Raw genomic sequence first — 21329 nt, 5'->3', positions numbered from 1 at the left:
TATCATATCCTGCCAATCGTATTTTATATATCCTTACGGACAAGCATACCATAAAATGGACTTATTATCACTATTCACAGCAAAGGGGAGCTTAAAACATGGATACGACGCATCTGCCCAAAATGTTATATGGCGGAGACTACAACCCGGAGCAGTGGGATCCTTCCGTCTGGCCGGAGGATATGCGCATGCTGGAGCTGGCCGGCATGAACGTCGCCACCGTCAACGTATTCTCGTGGGCGATGATTCAGCCGGATGAAGATACGTACGATTTCTCGACGCTTGACCGCATCATGGACATGCTGGCGGACAACGGCATCCTGGCCTGCCTCGCCACGGGCACGGGAGCGCATCCCGCCTGGATGGCCCGGCGCCATCCGGACGTGTTTCGCACGGACTTCGAAGGCCGCAAGCGCAAATTCGGCGGCCGGCACAATTCCTGCCCGAACAGCCCGTCCTACCGCCTGTACGCCGAGCGCCTCGCGGACAAGCTGGCGGACCGCTACAAGGACCACCCCGCGCTGCTGCTGTGGCATATCTCCAACGAATACGGCGGCGACTGCTACTGCGACAACTGCGCGGCGGCCTTCCGCGTCTGGCTGCAGCGGAAATACGGCACGCTCGAGAAGCTGAACGAACAGTGGAACACCCGCTTCTGGAGCCATACGTTCTACGACTGGGACGAGATCGTCCCGCCGAACGCGCTCTCCGAACAATGGGCCGAGACGCGCACGAACTTCCAGGGCATCTCGCTCGATTACGCCCGCTTCAATTCCGACAGCATGCTCGACTGCTATAAGCTGGAGCGCGACGCGGTCCGCCGGCATACGCCGAACGTCCCGGTCACGACCAACCTCATGGGCACGTACAAGCCGCTCGATTACTTCAAATGGGCGAAGGAAATGGACATCGTCTCCTGGGACAATTATCCCGGCATGGATACACCGGTCAGCTTCACAGCCATGACGCATGACCTGATGCGCGGCCTGAAGGGCGGCCAGCCGTTCCTGCTCATGGAGCAGACGCCGAGCCAGCAGAACTGGCAGGCCTACAATACGCTGAAGCGCCCCGGCGTCATGCGGCTATGGAGCTACCAGGCCGTGGCGCACGGCTCCGACAGCGTCATGTTCTTCCAGCTCCGCCGCTCCGTCGGCGCCTGCGAGAAGTATCACGGCGCCTTGATCGAGCACGCCGGCCACGAGCATACCCGCGTCTTCCGAGAGTGCGCGGAGCTCGGCCGGGAGTTGGACCGCTTCGGCTCGAAGCTGCTCGGTACGCGGCTGCCGAGCCGCATCGCGATCATGTACGATTGGGAGAACCGCTGGGCGATCGAGCTGTCGAGCGGACCGTCCGTCGACCTGAAGTACGTCAATGAAATCCAGCGGTACTACGACGCGCTGTACGAGCTCGGGCATCAGGTCGACTTGATTTCCTTCGAAGACGACCTGTCCGGGTACGACATCGTGCTGGCGCCCGTCATGTATATGGTCAAGCCGGGCATGGCCGATCGCCTGGAACGGTTCGTCGCGGACGGCGGCACGTTCCTGACCACGTTCTTCAGCGGCATCGTGAACGAGAATGACCTCGTCACGCTCGGCGGGTATCCGGGCGAGCTGCGCAAGCTGCTCGGCATTTGGGCGGAAGAGATCGACGCGCTGTTCCCCGGCCGCGCGAACGCGATCGTCATGAACGAACCGTTCGGCGCGTTGGACGGCACGTACGCCTGCACCCTGCTCTGCGACCTGATCCACGCCGAAGGCGCGGACGTGCTGGCGGAATACGGCGAGGATTTCTACCGGGGCATGCCGGTGCTGACGCGCAACCGCATCGGCGAAGGCGAAGCGTGGTACGTCGCCTCCGCTCCCGACGCCGCATTCCTGCAAGGCCTGCTTGGCGAATTGTGCCGGGCGAAAGACATCCGGCCGCTTCCGGGCAAAGCGCCCGGCGTAGAAGTGACGCGGCGCGAACGCGACGGCAAGTCGTACCTGTTCGTGCTGAACCATAACGAAACCGAGGCGACGGTCCGCCTGGACGGCCTATCCGGCACCGATTTGATCACGGGTCAAGCCGTTTCCGGCGATGTCCGGCTGGCGGGACGCGGCGTCCTGATCGTGGAGCATTTTGCTTGAACTCCCTCGCCTCCGAGCCGCATAGCCCCTTTTGCCGCTGAACATATTAGTGGTTAGAAAGGAGCTTGATACTCAGATGAAAAGATTTTTCGGAACGCTGCTGGGCATCGTGTTGGCTTTCGGGGTAGGGGCACTCATCTATAACTCCGTCAGAGGCACCGCGCCTAACGGAACGTATCACTCGGCAAGCAAGGAAGCCCAGCGTATTCGCACGAACTCCGTCGACCGGCTGCCGATGTATGCGCGGACCGACAGGCCGAACAACGTCAACGTTTACGACAACGACCGCACGCTGCGCGCCAGAGGCGTGGACGTCAACCCGCTGAACGATTGGCTGCGCCAATTGGTTCCTGGGGTGTACAACGGCACGACCGGCAATACCGGTAACAGATACTACAACGGCAATACGGGCAATACCGGGAACTATCAGAATCCGAACGCCGGTACGGGCGGCGGCACTGGTACGGGAACGGGTACGGGCACGAGCGGCAGCGGCGCGGGTACGGTCGATTCCAGCATCGCAAGCCAAATCCTGCAGAAAGTGAACGCGGAGCGCTCCAAAGCGGGCGTTCAGCCGCTGTCGCTCAGCGCCGAGCTGAACAAGGTCGCACAGGCCAAGTCGGCCGACATGCGCGACAAAGGCTACTTCGACCATCAATCGCCGACCTACGGCAGTCCGTTCGATATGATGAAATCGTTCGGCGTCAGCTATTCGTACGCGGGCGAGAACATCGCGGCCGGCCAGCAGGACGTCCAAGCCGTCATGACCGCTTGGATGAACAGCCCGGGCCACCGCCAAAACATCCTGAGCCCCAACTACACCAAGCTTGGCGTCGGTTATGCCAAGGGCGGCAGCATGAACCCTTATTGGACGCAGGAATTCATCCGTCCGTAGATGGTCCGATCAAGCACGGCAGCTTCCCGAGCGGAAGACGCCGTGCTTTTTCGTGCGCGCTCGTGGCGCCGGCCGGTACACGCCGATTGTCTTGCTTGGTTTTTGGTTCGCGCAGTTTGTCTCTTGCTTGGTTCGCTTTGGCTCACGCAGTTTGTCGCTTGGTTCGCTTTGGTCCACGCTGTTTATCGCTTGGCTCGCTTTGCTTCGCGCTCGTTGTGCGCTCACCTGCGCCGGTTCGCAACCACTGACCGCTCGTCCTCTCGTTCACGCCGGTTCGCCGCCGCTCCGGTAGCCGCCCGGCGCCAAGCCTTCCTCCTTCTTGAACGTCTTGGCGAAATGATGCACGTCGGCGAATCCGCAGTACGCCGCGATGTCCTCCAAGGAATGCGCCGAATGGCGGAGCAGTTCCCGGGCGTACTGAATGCGCAGCCGCAGCAAGTACCGGTGCGGGGCGACGCCGAACTGCGCCTTGAACTTCGCGCTGAAGCGGGACGGCGACAAATTCGCGCGCGCCGCCATCTCCCGCACGGACAGCGGCTCCGACAGACGGAACGACATGAACGACGTGACCCAGCTAAGCGGCTGCGGCGCGGCGCGTTCCGGTTCCTTCAGCCCTTCCGTATGATCGTCGAGGATCGAGAGCAGCAGCTCCGAGGCAAGCGTCTGGACGCGCAGCTGCGCGAGCGGACTGCGGTTCTGCCAGTTCTCGACCACCTCGAGGAACCGGTCGCGCAGCTGTACCGGCTGCTTCGGCCGAAGCTTGACCGGGATATGAATGCCCTGCAGATCGTTCAGCCGCGGCTGCAGCAGATGCCGGTACGGCGCCAGATCGACCTGCCCGGGCCGCGTCGGATACCGCGCCTCGCGGTCATCGTCGTAAAACCAGTCAAGGTGGGCGAACGGCGTGATCGAATTCGTTTTCCCTTCGAGCACCGTTAAGCTGCCCGGTTGAATCAGACAAAACTCCCCGGCCCGGAACTCGTACGGCTCGCCGTCGACGTGAAAGAGGCACTCGCCTTCTTGAATGTAGATCATCAGGTAATCGAGCAGCCGGCGCGCCCCTACGGTCCATGGGCTGCGGACGGCATAATCGCCTTCGCGGACATACGGCACGACCGGATGGCGGACCAGCAATTCGGATAGATACAAGCGCTTTCATCCTTTCCCGCGCGGCGCGTTCTCTTCCGCCTCCATTATAGACGGTTCAGTCGTTTTTGACAAAAGAATCAACGGTTTGGTACAAAGATTCCCCGCGCGCCGCGCTCTATAATGGAGTCATTCCACCCCGCATCCGGACCGGATGTTCCCAAAGGAGACGTTAGAACGACATGGCCATCAACGCCGACTACGCGCAGCTTCCATCGCTGCAATCCGATTATCCGCTGTCCCCGGAGCAGATCGCTTCGTATCAGCGGAACGGCCACATCAAACTGACGGGCGTCGCGGCCCCCGACGAAATCGCGGCGTACGAGCCTATTATCTCCGGCGTCGTCCGCGAACGCGATTATCATACGAAGCCCGTCTCGGAGCGGGACACGTACGGCAAAGCCTTCATCCAGATCGGCAACCTGTGGCAGCTGAACGAAGGCGCCAAACGGTTCGTTCTGGCCAGGCGCTTCGCCAAAATCGCCGCGGAGCTGATGGGCGTGGACGGCGTCCGCATCTATCACGACCAGGCGCTGTTCAAGGAGCCGGGCGGCGGGCATACGCCGTGGCATCAGGACCAAATGTACTGGCCGCTCGACACGCCGCACACGATCACGCTCTGGATGCCGCTCGTTCCGGTATCCGAAGAGGTCGGCTCCATGACGTTCGTCGACGAGTCGCAGAAACTCGGCTACATGAGCCGCCAAGCCATCTCCGACGAATCGCACAAGACGCTCGGCTCGTTCATCGCGGGCAAGCAGCTGCCGACGACGAACTACGGCGCCATGGCGGCCGGAGACGCAACGTTCCATGCCGGCTGGACGCTCCATTCCGCTCCGGGCAATCCGACCGGGACGATGCGCGAGGTCATGACGATCATCTACGTCGCGGACGGCGTCCGCATCGCCGAGCCGGACAGCAGCGCGCGGCAGAACGACATGAAGACGTGGTTCCCCGGACTCGCGCCGGGCGATCTGGCCGCGTCCGCGCTTAATCCGCTCGTGTACAAAGCCTGATTCACCCGAATCGGCCACATTGAAAAGCCCGGCTCCGACCTTTCGGTCTGAACCGGGCTTTTTTGCCGTGATGCTTACAGGTTGATGACTTTGCCCGTCGCCTGCGACTCGAACGCCGCCAGGATGACGGCCAGCGACTTGCGGCCCTCTTCGCCGGAAATGCTCGGCGGCGTGTTCGTCACGAGGCAATCCACGAACGCGTCGATGACGCCGCTCGTCAGCTGCTTCTCGTTCGTGCTGATCGCGCCGACGTTATGCCGCTCGACGGAGCCGTCGCGAAGCTCGACGATGATCTGATCGTGCGGATCCGTGCCGATCTTCATGACGCCGTTCTCGCACCAGAGCACCGTGCTGTTGTCTTCGCCCTTGTAATACGTCCAGCTGGCGACGAGCGTGCCGATCGCGCCGCTCTTCATCCGCAGCAGGCACGTCGCGTTATCGTCGACGTCGGTGTCCTTCTTGTCCAGCGTGCCAATGAAGCCCGTGACTTGCGCCACTTCGTCGCTCAGCAGGTAGCGGATGAGGTCGGACTTGTGCACGCCGAGATCGCCCATGGCTCCCATGATCGCTTCGTCCCGGCGGAAGAACCAGCTGCCCTTGCCGTCGACGCTCCAGCCTTCCGGACCGGGATGGCCGAAGGACGTGCGGAACGTCAGCACGCGGCCGAGCACGCCGCTGTCCAGAATCGCCTTCGCCTTCACGTGCGGCGGCATCAGGCGCTGGTTATGGCCGACCATCAGGTATACGCCGTTCTTGCTCGCCGCTTCGATCATCGCCGCGGCTTCCTCGTCCGTGGACGCCATCGGCTTCTCGACGAGCACGTGCGCGCCCGCGTTAGCGGCCGCGATCGCGACCGGCGCGTGCAGGTAGTTCGGCGTGCAGACGCTGACCGCGTCCGGCTTGATCTCTTTCAGCATTTCTTCGTACGAGGCGAACGCTTTGGCGCCGAATTCGTCGGCGAGCTTGTTCGCCCGCTCCAGCACGGGGTCGACGAACGCGACGATCGTGACGTTCGGGTTGATGGCATATTCCGGAATATGGCGGCGCTGCGCGATCGCGCCGCAGCCGACGACGGCTACGCGAATGGTTGTCATGTTAGCTTGCTCCTTGTCCCTAATGTTTCGTTTATCGTTACGCCTTGTGACCGTTCGCCTTGAGCCAGTCCATGCTAGTCTGCACGGATTCCAACGGCGGGTTCGCACACGTATCCTGCTCGACAACGATCCATTCCACGTCCGCTTTCGCGGCGGCGGCGATAATGTCGTTCAGGGCCAGGTCGCCGCGGCCGAGCTCGACCGTGTCGATTTGCTTGCCCGGTTCGCCCTTGCGGAAATCCTTCAGGTGCAGCAGCGGCAGACGGCCAGCGTATTTCGCGATGTACGCGAGCGGATCCTGGTTCGAATATTGCACCCAGCCGATATCCATCTCAACCTTCAGCAGATCCGCCGGCAGCTTCGTGTACATGGCGTCGAAGACGAATTCGCCGTCGATTTTCAGCGCGAATTCGAAGTCGTGGTTATGGTAGGCGAACTGCAGTCCTTCCTGCTTCAGACGCTCGCCGATGCCGGCGAACTTGTCGATCAGCGCGCGCCAGAACGATTCGCCCTGGGCGACGTTGTCCGGCGAAATCCAAGGGCAGACGACGTACGTCGCGCCGATCGTTTTCAGATAGGCGATCTCTTCGTCCAGCTTGTTCTCGAGGTTGGCGAGGCCCACGTGGCTGCCGAACGGCACCAGGTTCAGCTCCTTGAGCAGGTCGCGCATCTCTTCCGCGGGAATGTCCCCGTAGCCGGCGAATTCCACGCCTTCGTACCCCATGGCCGCCACTTTGCGGAGCGTGCCCTTCATGTCCTTCGCCGTTTCGTCGCGAAGCGTATACAACTGCAATCCGATTTTCATCTTCGTTATCGTCCTTTCCTTCCGCGTGCCGGCGCGAGCGCCGATTACGCGGCGTTGGTTTACCGATCTGACACCCATTATAGTGGATTCCGAGCGTTAACAAGATGTATTATATAACCGTGACATGTCCAATATTGCTACAAAGTGAGGTTGTCCCGTGTACGCCGAAATCATGAGCTGCGGCTATTCCTACCATACGCAGCCGTTCCAGATGACCAATCCCGAGGGGCTGCGCGCCTACCTCTTCCGGCTGCAGACCGAGGGCGCCTGCGAGGCGCTCGTCGACGGCCGGATGCAGCGCGTCGAAGCCGGCGACCTCCTGATGTTCAAGCCCGGCGATTCCTACAGCCTGAACGTGTCGGCGCAGCCGGAGGGCGAACCTGCCGGCGCGGACGCCGGCATATCGAGCGGCGATTATTTCGTCATCTGCCAGGGCGAGTGGCTCGACCAGTGGTGGAACCGCAAGGAGCGCCGGCAGCGGGTCAAAGTCGTCCCGGACGAGCGGTGGCTGTCGCTCTGGCAGGCGCTGATCCTGGAGAAGCGCCGCTTCGAGGACGAGGATCCGGAGCTCGCCGATTACTTGCTCCGCGCGCTCTGCCTGGGCCTCGACCGCGCCGCGGACACGCAGTCTGAGCTGCAGGGCAAATCGTTCATCGCGACGCGGATGAAAAATTTCATCGACGAACAAGCCGCGCTGTCCTTCACCGTCGCGGACGTCGCCGCCCATGTCGGCCTCAGCGTGTCGCGGACCGTTCACCTGTTCAAGGAATGCTTCGGCTTGACCATCATTCAGTATACCCAAAACGTCCGCTTATCCATGGCGATCGAGCGGATCAAGTACAGCAGCATGACGCTCGAACAAGTCGCGGAGACATGCGGGTTCGGCAGCTATTCGTACTTCTACCGCGTCTTTCGGCAGAAGTACGGCGTCTCGCCGGCCGCTTTCCGCGGGCGATAGCGCCGAGCCGCCCGGATCCGGCCGCGTCCCGCGCGGTTTCGTCTTACTGCAGCGTCCCGTCGTTGACCCAGACGCTGACCGTATCGCCGGGCCGGATCACGCCGCGCCGCTCGACGAAGCAGACGATGCCGCGCTTCCGGTACGCGGCCTTCACGAAGCGCGCCGCGAGCTTCGGCTCCTCCGGATAGTTCGCCTGCACGAGCTTGCCGGGCCCGGTGCACGGGAAATTCTCGCCCTGCCCGTTCAGGCCGGCGCCGCTCCCGAAGATCATCCGCGACCCGAGCGGCAGCGCGGTCAGATCCGGCAGGCCGGACAGCAGCAGATTGGCGCCCAGCCACTCCGGCTTCACCTCCGGCACGCCCAGCGCTTCGGCAATGGCCGCGCACTCTTCCGCGGAGACGACGGTCAGCTGCCGCCGATTGAAAATTTCCGTCCCCCGCGGATATTCCGGCTGCCGGACGTCGGCCTTCGCCGTGATGCCGAAATGCCGATCTCCCCGAATGCCGCCGAAATCCAGCTCCGCCTCCGCCAGCCTTCTCGTCTCGAAGCTCTCCATGCCGAGGTCCGCCATCAGAACGGCCTCCACTCTCGCTTCCACCGGTTTCATGTCCTTGCACCGACTCCTTCTCGTCTGTTCTTCGGCCGCCATGAGGGCGGCTCGATTCTTTACCTTGACCGTATTTTTCTCTATAATAGTCGATTAAAGAGGTGTAGCATGATCATTCTAAAAACAAAAGACGAAATCGAACACATGCGCAAGGCGGGCGAAATATTAGCGGCCTGCCACCGCGAGATCCGGACGATGGTCAAACCCGGCGTCACGACGCAGGAGATCGACCAGTTCGTCGAAAAGTTTCTGAAGCAGCACGGCGCCACACCGGAGCAAAAGGGCTACAAAGGTTATGCGTTCGCGACCTGCGCGTCCGTCAATGACGTCATCTGCCACGGCTTCCCGTCCGCCACGGCGCTTAAGGACGGCGACATCGTGACGATCGACATGGTCGTCAACCTGAACGGCTGGCTGGCGGATTCCGCGTGGTCCTACCCCGTCGGCAACGTCTCCGAGCAAGCGGCGAAGCTGCTGGAGGTGACCGAGGCGTCGATGTACAAAGGCATCGAGCAGGCGGTCGTCGGCAACCGCATGGGCGACGTGTCGAACGCGATCCAGCAATACGCCGAATCGCACGGCTTCTCCGTCGTCCGCGACTTTATCGGCCACGGCATCGGGCAGGACATGCACGAGGAGCCGCAGGTGCCGCATTACGGCCCGCCGGGACGCGGCATTCGCCTGAAGGCCGGCATGGTCATGACGATCGAGCCGATGCTGAACACGGGCGCCTGGCAGAGCAAGATCGACAGCGACGGCTGGACGGCGCGCACGATCGACGGCGGCCTCTCCGCCCAGTACGAGCATACGATCGCGATCACCGAGGACGGTCCCATCATTCTGACGAAGCAATAACCGCATAGCCGTAACGTATGACGAAGAGCCTTCCCGCCGCCGGCGGGAAGGCTCTTCGTCTCCCTTGACCGCGTCGCGCGCGGCTAGCGTCCGCCGCCGAGGCAGCGCTCGATCAGCGCCATTCGGATGTACAAGCCGTTCTGGGCTTGCCGGAAATACGCCGCCCGCGGATCCGAATCGACGTCCGGATGGATCTCGCCCGCGCGCGGAAGCGGATGCAGGATGAGCGCGCTGCGCTTCATCGCTTCGACGAGCGCGCGGTCGATGATGAACTTGCCCTCCGCCTTGCCGTACTCCTCGAGCGACGGGAACCGTTCCTTCTGGATGCGCGTCTGGTAATACACGTCCGCTACCCCCGCGAGGCTCTCCAGATCGGCCGTTTCCGTATACGCGACGCCCTGCTCGTCCAAATACTGCTTCACGTACGACGGGATGCGCACATTGTCCGGCGAGACGAACGAGAGGCGCACGCCCCGGTAGTTGGCCAGCAGGTAGCTGAGCGAATGCACGGTCCGGCCGTAGGTCAAATCCCCGATCATCGCGATGTGCGCGCCGTCGATGCCGCCGAGCTCCTTCTGGATCGTGTACAGATCGAGCAGCGCCTGGGTCGGATGCTCCCCGGAGCCGTCGCCGGCGTTGATGACCGGCACGCCCGATACCGCTGCCGCCCGCTTCGCGGCTCCGATGTCGGTATGCCGCAGGACGATCAGGTCGCTGTAGCCCGAGATGATCCGGATCGTGTCCTCCAGCGTCTCCCCTTTGATGGTCGAGGAGAACTGACTGGCATTCTCCGTCCCGATGACCCGGCCGCCGAGCCGGTGCATCGCCGATTCGAAGGAAAACCGCGTCCGCGTGCTCGCTTCGAAAAACAGCGTGCTCATGATCTTGTTCGGATAGCGCAGCTCGCCGCCTTGATCGGCCACCCCCTCCATATCCTTGGCCGCCGCGAACAGCTCGTCCAAAAACGCCCGGTCGAACTGCTTGGCCCCCAGCACATGATACAGCTTGCTCATTCTGTCCATTCCCTTCCTGTCCCTAGTTCGCGATACTCCATCTGATTATAATGGAGGGCCGCGCCGGAGACAAACCTCCCTCGACCTAGCCGATGATGAGCTTCTCTTCCGGATATTTGATGCCGTTCTGCTTCTTCCGCGCCTGGAACAGCGAGATGAACAGGAACATGCCGATGCGGCCGAAATACATGAGCAGCATGAGCGTCATCTTGGCGAGCGGATGCAGCGAGGCGGTAATGCCCGTCGACATGCCGCACGTCCCGAAGGCGGAAGTCACCTCGAAGATGACCCACGACAAATCGTACTTGTGCTTCTCGGAGATGAGCACCGCGAATATGCCCCCCGTCACGAGCAGCAACGATAACATGAAGAAGACAAAGCTCTTCGTCACGTCCTCGCGGTTGAACGATCGGCCGAACGCCCGCGGCGCGTGCTCGCCCCGGAAGAACATGACGATAGTGACGAAGATGACGGCGATCGTCGTCGTCCGCACGCCCCCGCCGACGCTCGACGGGCTCGCGCCGACGAACATCAGGCCGGAGACGAGCAGCAGCGTAGCCTGGTGCAGCGTCGACACATCGACGGTCGTGAGCCCGGCGCTGCGCGACGTGACCGAGAGGAATAACGCGCTCATGACCTGCCGCCCAGGGGACAGCCCCGCGAACGAATGGCCCGTTTCCGTCAGCAGAATGACGAACGCCCCCCCGAACAACAGCACGGCATGCGTGACGAGCGTGAGCTTCGTGAACAGGGAGAACCGGAACCGCTTCCCCTTCCCTCTCCGCAAGTAATGCCAGAGCTCTGCCATCACCGGGAAGCCGACCGCCCCGGCGAAGATCAGAACCATCGTCAGCATCTGAATGTAGAAGCTGCCGGAATAGCGGATAAGCGAGTCGCCGAACAGGTCGAAGCCGGCGTTCGTGTAGGCGGAGACGGCATGAAACAAGCCGTAATACAAGGCGTGGCCGATGCTGTGCGAAGAACCGGTTGCATAGAAATAAACGGCGAACAGCGCCGTGCCGATCAGCTCGATCGCGAGCGACAGGAGCAGCACGAGCCGCATCAGCTCGACGAGGCCCGCCAGATTGTTGCGGTTCTGGTCGATCATGATCAGTTTGCGCTGCAGCAGGCCGATATGCTGGCCCATGAGCATCCAGTAGAACGCGCCGAGCGTCATGATGCCGATCGCGCCGAACTGGAAGGCAAACAGCAGCACCGTGATGCCGAAGCCGCTGAACGTATCCCCTGTCCCGACCGCCGTCAGTCCGGTTACGCTGATCGCGCTGACCGACGTGAACATGGCGTCGAGCGGCGAGATCGAGACGCCCGGCTTCAGGCTGACCGGCAGCATGAGCAGCACGCCGACGATGATGACGACCGCGAGATACGCCGCCGAGATGAGCTGCGCCGGCGAAAGCAGCGTCAGTATTTTTTTTAGCATGAGTGCGGCATCCTTTCCGCCAGGTTGTCCAGCATCTTACAATTGTAAACGAAGACCCGGGCCTGCATACAGTCCCAGACGCAAAAAACCTCCCGGCGAGCGGCGGATGGACCGCAATCGCACGTATGCCGATACAAGGAAAAGACCGGTCCCCAGAATGATCGCCATTCTGAAAACCGGCCTTGCTTCAATGCGGTCGGAGGGATTTGAACCCTCACGCCTTGTGGGCGCCACCCCCTCAAGATGGTGTGTCTGCCGTTCCACCACGACCGCGGAGTGCGATATGAGGTTGTCCATATCGAATAAGAAAAGTGAGTCATGTAGGACTCGAACCTACGACACCCTGATTAAAAGTCAGGTGCTCTACCAACTGAGCTAATGACTCGCATGAAGAGGAAATGGTGACCCGTAGGGGACTCGAACCCCTGTTACCTCCGTGAAAGGGAGGTGTCTTAACCACTTGACCAACGGGCCGCGTTTTGTCGTATTTCGACAATTCTTTTGCAAACAACAAAAGTTATTATAGCGAACCCGCAGGGAGATGGCAAGACTTTTTTTCGCAATCCGTATTGGCTCATCCGCGGCGCTTATCCGCGAGATCGGTGCGTTGTCCGGCCGCCATAACCCGTAGGATTCGCGATTCTCCACAGGCCTATGCAGCAACGTCCTGCTTCATCCGAGGCGGTACCTTGCTTCGGCATTCTCACCCCGGTTATCGGCAATAAAAAAAGCCCTTCGACGAAAGGACTTGGTTCAAGTAAAGGTTGGTGCGGTCGGAGGGATTTGAACCCTCACGCCTTGTGGGCGCCACCCCCTCAAGATGGTGTGTCTGCCGTTCCACCACGACCGCAAAGCGATATGAGCAACATATCGGGTATTCAACTGGTGACCCGTAGGGGACTCGAACCCCTGTTACCTCCGTGAAAGGGAGGTGTCTTAACCACTTGACCAACGGGCCTAAAAACGAACGGAGAAGGAGGGATTCGAACCCTCGCACCACTTACGCAGTCTAACCCCTTAGCAGAGGGTCCCCTTGAGCCACTTGGGTACTTCTCCAAGAGAAATGGCTCCCCGAACAGGACTCGAACCTGTGACAACTCGATTAACAGTCGAGTGCTCTACCAACTGAGCTATCAGGGAATAGCAATTAGTGACAAGCAATAATGTATCATGTCTTGGAAGCGAAGTCAAGCTGAAAAAGTGCCAATTGTCCGCGGCATTTGCCGCATGCGTAGCGCCTCGGATCCGTCCTCCGCTTGCGCATGTATTCCATTCCGCAGCTGCGGCATTTCAGCTTGAACCGGTACGGTTCCGCCTTCCGTTTCTCGCCCGCCGGAAGCGCCTTGCAGTACCTGCTCCCGCCGACTTTCGCGAGCAGCTGCTTGAAATCGTCGTCGCGATGGTTGTAGCCGCGCTTCAGCAGATGCAAATGATAGTGGCACAGCTCGTGCTTGATGATCTTCTCCGTCTCTTCCTCGCCGAAGTTGCGCAGCTGGTGCGGACTGATCTCGATATCGTGCGTCTTGGTGAAATAGCGGCCGCCCGTGGACTTCAGCCTGCCGTTAAAGGTAGCGCGGTGGCGGAAAGGCCGTCCGAAATATTGCAGCGACACCCGCTCCACCCATTCTTGCAACACGTGATCCTGCATCTTCAATCTCCTTACCCGGTTATACTTGAATTTTAAAGGACGAATACGCTACACTGTCAAGAGGCTTTACTCGGATTCCTATCGAAAGGAGATTCATTAATATGGCAATCATGCGGTACATCGTCATGAAACACGGACAGGAGGTATCGTTCGTCGAAATGCCCGCTTCGCACGCGTACCAGCTGAGCGCGCTTAATCTGCGCCTGCACAAGGAGATCGACAAGCTGACGGCCAGCCATGTGCCGGCGCTTCCTTACGCAATCGCGGAATGCGCGGACGTCGAGCTGCACGACAAGTCAATCGCGATCCACTCCGGCCTGGACTACATGAACCGGCTCGAAAGCGACTTCGCCTCGATCGAAGAGAAGTCCTACCCCCTCGTCTCGCTGCTGACGGAGATCCGCGCCCTGCAGGCGCAGCTCGAGCAGTGGTACGAAGAAGAGTACGAGCAGTAGAACGCGAAAAACCGACTTTTGTTGCGCGCGCGACGGTTGGACCTGCACGGACATCCGCCTACTTCCATACACTGATTAGTACAACGAGCGAAGACTGGAAGGAGGGCGACAGCGATGCCGCAATGGCTGTGCAACCAACTGATGCGCGCGTTCCTGAAGAAGGACCGCCGGCAGATCCGGCTGCTGAACGACTGCTGGTATTTCTATCGAACCACTCAACGTCCCGAAGACGACTCCGCAAGCTTGTGAACGATGCGCGTTCGAACGGCCGGCGTTCAAGGAAAAGGGTGCTATCTCTCTGCAGTGACGGGATGACCGCGACTGCTCGGAGATAACACCCTTTTTTTGGCGCGGCGCGGCTGCCGTCGCCGCGCGCGCCGGTCAGCCCGGCTTGCGCATCGTTAGGCCGACCCGGCCTTTTTTGAGATCGACGTTCAGCACCCAGACCGTCACCGTGTCGCCGACGGACACGACGTCGAGGGGATGCTTGACGAACTTGCCGCTCAGCTGCGAGATGTGGACGAGCCCGTCGTTCTTGATGCCGATGTCGACGAACGCCCCGAAGTCGATGACGTTCCGCACGGTGCCCTGCAGCTCCATGCCCGGCGTCAAATCCTCGATGCTAAGCACGTCGGTATGGAAGATCGGCGCGGGCAGCTCTTCGCGCGGGTCGCGGCCGGGACGGAGCAGACTGTCGACGATGTCGCGCAGCGTCGGCACCCCGACGCCGATCCGCGCGGCGATCTCGTCCGTATGCAGCGCTTCGAGCGCCGCACGGAAGGCCTCGCTGCCGAGCGCGTCCAGCTTCAGCCCGAGCTCGGCGCACAGCTTGTCCACGACGGCGTACGATTCCGGATGGATCGGCGTCCGGTCGAGCGGGTTGGCGCTTTCGGGCACGCGGAGGAAGCCGATGCACTGCTCGTACGTCTTGGCCCCGAGCCGCGGCACCTTCTGCAGCGTTTTGCGGTTGGTGAAGACGCCGGTTTCTTCGCGGAACTTCACGATGTTCTTCGCAGTGGTCGCGTTGATGCCCGCCACGTAGGCAAGCAGCGAGGGCGAGGCCGTGTTGACGTCGACGCCGACGTGATTGACCGCCGACTCCACGACGCCCCCGAGCGTCTCCTCGAGCCGCTTCTGGCTGACGTCGTGCTGGTACTGCCCGACGCCGATCGCCTTCGGCTCGATCTTCACGAGCTCGGCCAGCGGATCCTGCAGCCGCCGCGCGATGGACACGGCGCTGCGTTCGGCGACGTCCAGCTTCGGAAATTCCTCGGCCGCGAGCTTCGAGGCCGAGTACACGCTCGCGCCCGCTTCGTTGACGATGATGTACTTGAGCTCTCCCGCCCCCGCCTTCTTATCGTCCTTCCGCTTGCCGATGAGGCCCGCGATGAACTGCTCCGTCTCCCGCGACGCCGTGCCGTTGCCGATGACGATCAGGCCGACGCCGTACCGGTCAATCAGGCCGTTGATGAGCTTCTCCGCTTCCGCCACCTTGTTGTTCGGCGGCGTCGGATAAGACACGGCGACCTCCAGCAGCTTGCCAGTCTCGTCGACGACCGCCAGCTTGCAGCCCGTCCGGAAAGCCGGGTCGACGCCGAGCACGACGCTGCCGCGCACCGGCGGCTGCAGCAGCAGATTGCGCAGATTCGCCGAGAAAATCCCGATCGCGTGCTCCTCCGCCTTCTCCGTCAGCTCGCCCCGCACCTCGCGCTCGATGGACGGCGCGATCAGCCGCTTGTAAGCATCCTCGATCGTGGCGACCAGCACAGCGCGCACGCCCGCCGCCGTGCCGACGCGGACGAGCTGGCGGTCCATGTAGTCGCGGATTTTGTCCGCCGGCACGTCCAGCGCGACGCGCAGCACGTCCTCCCGCTCGCCGCGGTTGATCGCGAGCGTCCGGTGCGGCGGCAGCTTCTTAAGCGGCTCCTGGTAGCTGTAGTACATCTCGTAGACCGTCTCCTGCGACGCGTCCTTCGCCTCCGTGCGCAGCACGCCGTGATCGAACGTATAACGCCGCACCCACGCGCGCGTCTTGGCGTCGTCCGCCAGCTGCTCCGCGATGATGTCCATCGCGCCCTGCAGCGCGTCCTCCGCCGTATCGACGCCCTTGCCGGCATCGGCGTAACGGGCCGCCTCCTGCAGCGGCTCGCCCTGGCGCGGCTGAGACAGCAGCCACTGCGCGAGCGGCTCCAGTCCTCTCTCCCGCGCGACGCTGGCGCGGGTCTTGCGCTTCTGCCGGAACGGGCGGTATAAGTCCTCGATCTCCTGCAGCTTCGCCGCCGCAGTGATCGCGCCCCGCAGCTCCTCCGTCAGCTTGCCCTGCTCGTCGATCAGCCGGATGACCTCGCGCTTGCGGGTCTCCAAGTTGCGCATGTACTGCAGCTTCTCCTCGATGGACCGCAGCTCGTTCTCGTCCAGCTCGCCGGTCATCTCTTTCCGGTACCGCGCGATGAACGGGATCGTGTTGCCCTCGTCCAGCAGCGACACCGCCGCCTTCACCTTGCCGTGCGGCAGATTGAGCTCCGCCGACACCCGCTTGACGATCGCCGCCTGCTCGGCCGCCCGTTCTTCCGGCGTCAGCTCGAGCTTGCCGGAGACGCCTTCCGCCTCTTCATCCTTTAACCGCTGCTTCGTCTCAGCCACGTTGCGATTTCCTCCATCCATAACGAATAGAACCCTTCGTACCGGCGCTAGGCCGGCACGTAAGGGTTGTTGGCCATTTCAAATCCGATTGTCGTCTGCGGCCCATGGCCGGGATATACCCGAACCGCCGGATCCAGCTTGTACAGCTTCGTCCGAATGGAGTCGTACAGGTCGCGCTCCTTGCCGCCCGGCAGGTCCGTGCGGCCGACCGACTGCTTGAACAGCACGTCGCCGCTGATCAGATGGCCGCCGCACAGCAGGCTTACGCTGCCCGGCGAGTGCCCCGGCGTATGCAGCACCGTGAACGTATGGCCGATCAGCTCCAGCCGCTGTCCCTCCGCCAGCGCGTATTCCGCGGGCGCCGTCGTCAGCGGAGGCGTGACGTCCGACCAGCGGGCGGAGCCGTTCTTGCGCGCATCCTCCAGCCAGTCGGCCTCCTCGTCGTGCAGGTAGACCGGGCAGCCGAACGCCAGCCGCACCTCGTCGACGCCGCCCATATGATCGAAGTGCGCGTGCGTCAGCACGATCGCCTCCAGCTCCAGCCCGCGTTCGCGGATGCGCGCGATCAAGCGCTTCGGTCCCATGCCGGGATCGACCACGAACGCCCGCTTGCCCGCTTCCTCGGTGACCAGGTAGCAGTTCGTCTGCAGCGGGCCGAGCGTGAACGTCTCAATATTCATTTAGACGGAGGCGAGCAGGCCGCGAAGCTCGGAGACGATCAATTGCTGGTACGCCGTGCCTTCACCATAGCGGCGTCCGATCTCTTGGCGGGTAGCCGCCAGCTTCTCCTGGTAGTCCGCGGCGTCGCGGTCCGGATTGGCTTGCTTGAACGCCGCCATCGGTTCTTGGATGTAGGTCGGGCGAGGGCCCCATTGGCCGAGCACGGCGCCGCCGGTGTCGACGATCAGGACGACCGGGATGGAGCGTCCGCCGTACGTCAGGAACTGGTCGATCGCGTCGAGATGCTCTTCCATGATCAGCACGTCCACCGGCATGCCGGTCAGCTCCAGCGCCTTGAACACGACCGGAATGTTGCGCACGACGTCGCCGCACCAATCCGCCGCGATGATGACGCTGCGCAGATCGTCGCGGTTGCTCAGCGACGCGAAGAACTCGCGGTCCTCCGCGTTCGCCCATTCGAACCGATTGCCCCAATCCTTGAACGCGTCCTGGTTCTTCATCATGCCGTCGACGAATTGCTGCGGACTGATGCCTTTGCCCAGCTTGTTCGCTATGTTTTTGCCCATAAGATCCTGCCTCCCTATCGCCCCTGAGGGCTGGATATCAATCCAGGTCTGCCTATCGCTTCCATTGTATCAAACCGCCTTGGCTCCGCACAAACGGTTCAGAGCGTTTTTCCCCGGCGCTTCAGCAATTTGTAGACTACGTAGACGATCAGCAGCGCGATGGCGATCAAGATCGCCGGCTGCACGTAAGGCGCCGCCTTCTCATCGATGTGCTGCCAATTCTCCCCGAGCGAGCGGCCCAAGTAGACGAACAGGAGGACCCACGGAACGGAGGCGATGCCGGTCAGCAGCGTGAACCGCCAAAACGACATGCGCGCGATGCCCGCCGGCACCGAGATGACCTGGCGCATGACCGGCACGAACCGGGCCGTGAACACGATGCCGTCTCCGTACCGCTGAAACCACCGCTCGGCCAGATCGAGGTGCTTCGGTTTGATTTTGATATACTTCCCGTATTTCTCGAAGAACGGGCGGCCGGCGTAATACCCGATCGCGTACAGAATCCACTGCTGCGCGACGGCGCCGACGAGTCCGAACAGGAACGCGCCCAAGAAGGAAATCGAATGCTGCGACACCAGGTAGCCCGCGTAGCCCAGCACGATTTCGCTCGGAATCACCTCGATCATGAGGCCGATCAAAATGCCGAAATAGCCGAGACTTTCAATCCAATCCAATAGGGTGTTCATCAAATCATGAAGCATGCTCCATCTCCCGTCCGTCGTTTTCTCTTCTAACGCCGTTAATGCCGTGCAAGGAGGCTATCGTCTCTCTCTCTTACGGTATTCTAGCATATTTGCGGACATGCCTTCCAGCGCAGTCATCGCGGGCCATTTCTGGTCATAGACTGGCAGTAAGACAAGCAGACCGATAACGGAAAGGAGGCGCGGCATGCCCAAAATATTCGTCATTCGCAAAAAACGGCTTCGGCTCGTCTGGCTGCTGCTGCTCGCGGCCGCGATCGCGGCTGTCTGCCTGAAGTGGACCGCGTCGCTCGACGCCATGTCCGCCCCGCAGGAGATGCGCGTATTCGAGCTCGTGACCGGCGAATTCAAGACGACCACGCGGGACGGCAAGGAGCTGGAGGTGTACCGCTGGGACCCGGCCTCCATCGTCGTGCGCGAGGGCGAAGCTGTGGAGCTGCGAATTACCGGCGTCAACGGCGCGTCCCATCCGTTCGTCATTCAAGAGCTCGGCGTTAAGGGCGAAGTGAACAAAGGCCAGACGACGGTGGTGCGCTTCACGGCAGAGCAGCGCGGCACGTTCGCCATCGAATGCCTGACGCATACGTCGCTCGCGAACGGCGGGCCGATGGTAGGGTATATTACGGTGCTGTGAGGCGATGTTGGGTGGTGCGGGTTGAAGGCGATGCGAGTCGAAGGCAGAGTTAAAGGCGGCATTGGGAAACGGCCGCGTTCGCGCCGCTGCGTTGGACGTGCTCCCTTCCCTGCCTCTCGCGGTAAGCCTTATGTAAGAACATGAAGACCGGCTGCGGCCGGTCTTTTTGCCGCTGCCGGCGATGGGTGCGCCGCGTACGGCGGCGGATGGCCGGAGACCCCCTCCGCTTGCCGCATCCGAAGGGACGCCGACCAGCCCGAACGGCCGGTGACGCATCGCCTGACGGGCGCATATATAGGGGTAAAGAGAGGAGTCGGTGACGATGAAGCCATCCGGTCCTGCCCAGAAGCACGAGACCGCCTACCCCAGCGCGCGCAAAATCAAACGTGCCTGCGAAAACGAGCTGTACCGCGCCGTCAAGCGGCTCGGCGTTTATATTCCGAAGGAGAAAATCGAGCTGGCCGAGAAGCTCTACGTGCAAAAAGTGTTTTTGAATTACTCGTTCATTCATGAAAATGCCAGCAACCGCAAGCTGCTCTCCGACTGGTGGGACGAGAACGTGAGCGCCGACATCGCCGAGCTGTGGGAAGTGGACCGCGACAAGCTGTGCAGGGCGTTCCGGGAAGCATTCGGAGGATGACCGCGCTGCTGAACATGGAACGGCAGCGCGGCCCTCTCCCTCGGAAGAGCCGCGCTGCCGTTGTCGGAAATGAGGATTGCGCAGAAGATCAGCCGATGATCGCGAACGTTTCGACGCGCGCCGGAATGAAGCGGGAGCGGAACAGGAAGCCGCTGCGGTCGAACGTGCGGATCGTGTACGACACGTTCGTCAGCGTCGGGATGTTGTTGAACCGCACGACGCCGAAGCGGTCGAACGAGGCGGTGGACACGACGCGGCCGTTGCGGACGAGCTGAGCGAAGAAGCCGGTCGTGTCGAAGGGCACGCCGTTGAACTGCACCCAGACGACCGTCAGCCGATCGAAGATCGGTCCCGTCTGCCGGATGAGCTTATCCGGTACCGCGCGGCGCACCATTTTGCCGGAGCCGGTCACGTACGGCTGCGGTTTCACGCGTTTGGACGCCATTATCATCACTCCTCGTGGTATGTTGCTTCACTATATGCGGCAGACCTGCCCGGGGATTGGACAATCCTCGCGGTGCAAAGGCCCGTTGGTGAAGGCGGACACAGCCTGAGCGGCGTGATGTTGGCGGTGTTGGCGGCAGTGGCGGCGTTGGTGGCGCGGGTGATGTTGGTGGCGTGGGCGGTGCAAAGGCGAAAAGGCCAACCGGGATTGATTCACCGGTTGGCCTTTGGCCTTGTTCGTAGTCGCGCCCCGCGCGTGCCGCCGGCCGCGGCCGTTCGGTCCGCGCGTGCCGCTCAGTCGGCGGGGCCGGCCGCGGCGAACCGCGCCGTCAGCAGGCGGCCCTGCTCCGCGGCGGCCGCGGCGTCCGGCGTCATCGCGAAGCGGCGCCCGTTCGCGGCGTAGCGCCGATCGAGCGCGGCGAAGCCCGCGTAGAACGCTTCGGCGGCGCCGGCCGCCAGCCGCGCTTCCGCGAAGCGCGCCGATGCCTGCTTCGCCCGCGCGAGCCGCGCCATCGTCACGACCGCTTCCGTCTGCTTCCCGCGGTCGAAGCGGTCCAGCGCCAAGGCGCGGCGCATGTACGCCGACGCGCCTGAGACGTCCCCGCGCTCGGCGGACAGCCGGCCGAGCGCCCACAGCAGCGGCACGGACTGCGGCTCCACGCGCAGTCCGGCCGCGAGCAGCGCCGCCCGTTCCCGCGGCGGCGCCAGCGGTGCCAGCTCGAGGCGAATCCGGGTCCAATACGGATTCGCCTCGAGCGCCGCGCGGAGCGCGGCCGCGCGCGCTGCGCCGGCGACGGCCGCGGCCGCCTCGCGGTGCCGCACGGCGGCATCGAAGCGCCCGGTGAGGGCGCAATAGCCGATGACGGGCGGCGCCGCCCCCGACAGGCTGCCCACCAGGGGGCCGAGATGGCGGGCCGAAGGGGTCACCGTGTAGAGGACACCGCCCGCTTTCAGCACG

General features: G+C 62.4%; 22 protein-coding genes and 7 tRNA genes. 9 read left to right on the top strand and 20 right to left on the bottom strand.

All coding sequences use genetic code 11. The annotated features are described in order from the left end of the window. Positions 1-98: 98 nt before the first annotated feature. A complete protein-coding gene (locus ACFPB1_RS07505) occupies positions 99-2129 on the top strand; it encodes a beta-galactosidase (protein WP_379223599.1) in 2031 nt (676 codons plus the stop codon). 76 nt (positions 2130-2205) lie between these two features. Further along, complete coding sequence (locus ACFPB1_RS07500; RefSeq protein ID WP_379223596.1) at positions 2206-3024, top strand: CAP domain-containing protein; 819 nt, start codon at positions 2206-2208, stop codon at positions 3022-3024. 264 nt (positions 3025-3288) lie between these two features. Here ACFPB1_RS07500 and ACFPB1_RS07495 read toward each other — a convergent pair whose 3' ends face one another. Continuing rightward, positions 3289-4173, bottom strand: coding sequence for an AraC family transcriptional regulator (locus tag ACFPB1_RS07495; protein WP_379223594.1), 885 nt, complete (start codon positions 4171-4173; stop codon positions 3289-3291). Positions 4174-4352: 179 nt separating this feature from the next. On the opposite strand from ACFPB1_RS07495, the gene ACFPB1_RS07490 reads away from it, so the two are divergent. Further along, positions 4353-5186, top strand: a complete 834-nt coding sequence (locus ACFPB1_RS07490; RefSeq protein ID WP_379223592.1) for a phytanoyl-CoA dioxygenase family protein — start codon at positions 4353-4355, stop codon at positions 5184-5186. A 74-nt stretch (positions 5187-5260) separates the two neighbouring features. On the opposite strand, the gene ACFPB1_RS07485 is transcribed toward ACFPB1_RS07490, so the two are convergent. Both ACFPB1_RS07485 and ACFPB1_RS07480 read right to left on the bottom strand, forming a co-directional pair. Continuing rightward, complete coding sequence (locus ACFPB1_RS07485; protein WP_379223590.1) at positions 5261-6280, bottom strand: Gfo/Idh/MocA family protein; 1020 nt, start codon at positions 6278-6280, stop codon at positions 5261-5263. Positions 6281-6317: 37 nt separating this feature from the next. Continuing rightward, the gene (locus ACFPB1_RS07480; RefSeq protein ID WP_379223922.1) at positions 6318-7094 is read right to left on the bottom strand and encodes a sugar phosphate isomerase/epimerase family protein; all 777 of its coding nucleotides are present in this window, start codon (positions 7092-7094) and stop codon (positions 6318-6320) included. Positions 7095-7242: 148 nt separating this feature from the next. Between ACFPB1_RS07480 and ACFPB1_RS07475 the strand changes: the two genes are divergently transcribed. After that, entirely contained in the window at positions 7243-8043 is an 801-nt protein-coding gene (locus ACFPB1_RS07475; protein WP_379223588.1) for an AraC family transcriptional regulator, read from the top strand. Positions 8044-8086: 43 nt separating this feature from the next. On the opposite strand, the gene ACFPB1_RS07470 is transcribed toward ACFPB1_RS07475, so the two are convergent. Continuing rightward, a complete protein-coding gene (locus tag ACFPB1_RS07470) occupies positions 8087-8650 on the bottom strand; it encodes an MOSC domain-containing protein (RefSeq protein WP_379223586.1) in 564 nt (187 codons plus the stop codon). Positions 8651-8758: 108 nt separating this feature from the next. Here ACFPB1_RS07470 and map point away from each other — a divergent pair, with 108 nt between their 5' ends. Further along, positions 8759-9505, top strand: a complete 747-nt coding sequence (gene map / locus ACFPB1_RS07465; protein WP_379223584.1) for a type I methionyl aminopeptidase — start codon at positions 8759-8761, stop codon at positions 9503-9505. An 83-nt stretch (positions 9506-9588) separates the two neighbouring features. Here the strand turns inward: map and pyrB are convergent, their stop codons facing one another. From pyrB to ACFPB1_RS07415, 10 genes are all read right to left on the bottom strand, one after another. Next, a complete protein-coding gene (gene pyrB, locus ACFPB1_RS07460) occupies positions 9589-10518 on the bottom strand; it encodes an aspartate carbamoyltransferase (protein ID WP_379223581.1) in 930 nt (309 codons plus the stop codon). 85 nt (positions 10519-10603) lie between these two features. Next, entirely contained in the window at positions 10604-11959 is a 1356-nt protein-coding gene (locus ACFPB1_RS07455) for a TrkH family potassium uptake protein (protein ID WP_379223579.1), read from the bottom strand. A 191-nt stretch (positions 11960-12150) separates the two neighbouring features. Beyond that, positions 12151-12232, bottom strand: a tRNA-Leu gene (locus ACFPB1_RS07450). Between the two features lie 39 nt (positions 12233-12271). Then, a tRNA-Lys gene (locus ACFPB1_RS07445) sits at positions 12272-12344 on the bottom strand. Between the two features lie 14 nt (positions 12345-12358). Next, a tRNA-Glu gene (locus tag ACFPB1_RS07440) sits at positions 12359-12433 on the bottom strand. A gap of 291 nt (positions 12434-12724) precedes the next feature. After that, positions 12725-12809, bottom strand: a tRNA-Leu gene (locus ACFPB1_RS07435). Between the two features lie 33 nt (positions 12810-12842). Further along, positions 12843-12917, bottom strand: a tRNA-Glu gene (locus ACFPB1_RS07430). A gap of 10 nt (positions 12918-12927) precedes the next feature. Beyond that, a tRNA-Ser gene (locus tag ACFPB1_RS07425) sits at positions 12928-13015 on the bottom strand. Positions 13016-13023: 8 nt separating this feature from the next. Further along, a tRNA-Asn gene (locus ACFPB1_RS07420) sits at positions 13024-13099 on the bottom strand. A gap of 28 nt (positions 13100-13127) precedes the next feature. Next, entirely contained in the window at positions 13128-13607 is a 480-nt protein-coding gene (locus ACFPB1_RS07415) for a SprT family protein (RefSeq protein WP_379223576.1), read from the bottom strand. Between the two features lie 101 nt (positions 13608-13708). On the opposite strand from ACFPB1_RS07415, the gene ACFPB1_RS07410 reads away from it, so the two are divergent. Together ACFPB1_RS07410 and cmpA are read left to right on the top strand one after the other, a co-directional pair. Beyond that, a complete protein-coding gene (locus tag ACFPB1_RS07410; RefSeq protein WP_379223574.1) occupies positions 13709-14062 on the top strand; it encodes a hydrolase/acyltransferase in 354 nt (117 codons plus the stop codon). A gap of 114 nt (positions 14063-14176) precedes the next feature. Next, positions 14177-14311 (top strand): cortex morphogenetic protein CmpA, encoded by a 135-nt coding sequence (gene cmpA / locus ACFPB1_RS07405; RefSeq protein ID WP_090640650.1) that lies wholly within the window; start codon positions 14177-14179, stop codon positions 14309-14311. Positions 14312-14443: 132 nt separating this feature from the next. Here cmpA and ACFPB1_RS07400 read toward each other — a convergent pair whose 3' ends face one another. The 4 genes from ACFPB1_RS07400 to ACFPB1_RS07385 all read right to left on the bottom strand — a co-directional run bounded on the left by ACFPB1_RS07400 (position 14444) and on the right by ACFPB1_RS07385 (position 18653). Then, a complete protein-coding gene (locus ACFPB1_RS07400) occupies positions 14444-16705 on the bottom strand; it encodes a Tex family protein (RefSeq protein WP_379223571.1) in 2262 nt (753 codons plus the stop codon). A gap of 47 nt (positions 16706-16752) precedes the next feature. Continuing rightward, complete coding sequence (locus ACFPB1_RS07395) at positions 16753-17385, bottom strand: MBL fold metallo-hydrolase (protein ID WP_379223569.1); 633 nt, start codon at positions 17383-17385, stop codon at positions 16753-16755. Further along, entirely contained in the window at positions 17386-17952 is a 567-nt protein-coding gene (locus ACFPB1_RS07390) for a thioredoxin family protein (RefSeq protein ID WP_379223566.1), read from the bottom strand. Positions 17953-18050: 98 nt separating this feature from the next. Then, positions 18051-18653, bottom strand: coding sequence for a DedA family protein (locus ACFPB1_RS07385; protein WP_379223564.1), 603 nt, complete (start codon positions 18651-18653; stop codon positions 18051-18053). A gap of 187 nt (positions 18654-18840) precedes the next feature. On the opposite strand from ACFPB1_RS07385, the gene ACFPB1_RS07380 reads away from it, so the two are divergent. After that, positions 18841-19287 (top strand): cupredoxin domain-containing protein, encoded by a 447-nt coding sequence (locus ACFPB1_RS07380; RefSeq protein WP_379223562.1) that lies wholly within the window; start codon positions 18841-18843, stop codon positions 19285-19287. Positions 19288-19609: 322 nt separating this feature from the next. Then, entirely contained in the window at positions 19610-19927 is a 318-nt protein-coding gene (locus ACFPB1_RS07375; RefSeq protein WP_379223560.1) for a dehydrogenase, read from the top strand. Between the two features lie 88 nt (positions 19928-20015). Here ACFPB1_RS07375 and ACFPB1_RS07370 read toward each other — a convergent pair whose 3' ends face one another. Then, the gene (locus ACFPB1_RS07370; protein ID WP_379223558.1) at positions 20016-20372 is read right to left on the bottom strand and encodes a hypothetical protein; all 357 of its coding nucleotides are present in this window, start codon (positions 20370-20372) and stop codon (positions 20016-20018) included. 293 nt (positions 20373-20665) lie between these two features. Continuing rightward, positions 20666-21329, bottom strand: a 664-nt coding sequence (locus ACFPB1_RS07365) for a hypothetical protein (RefSeq protein WP_379223556.1), incomplete at its 5' end; no start/stop codon positions are given.

The organism is Paenibacillus sp. GCM10023250, assembly GCF_042653205.1.
Taxonomy (GTDB): Bacteria; Bacillota; Bacilli; order Paenibacillales; family Paenibacillaceae; genus Paenibacillus_Z.
This window is presented reverse-complemented; position numbering and strand designations above follow the sequence as displayed.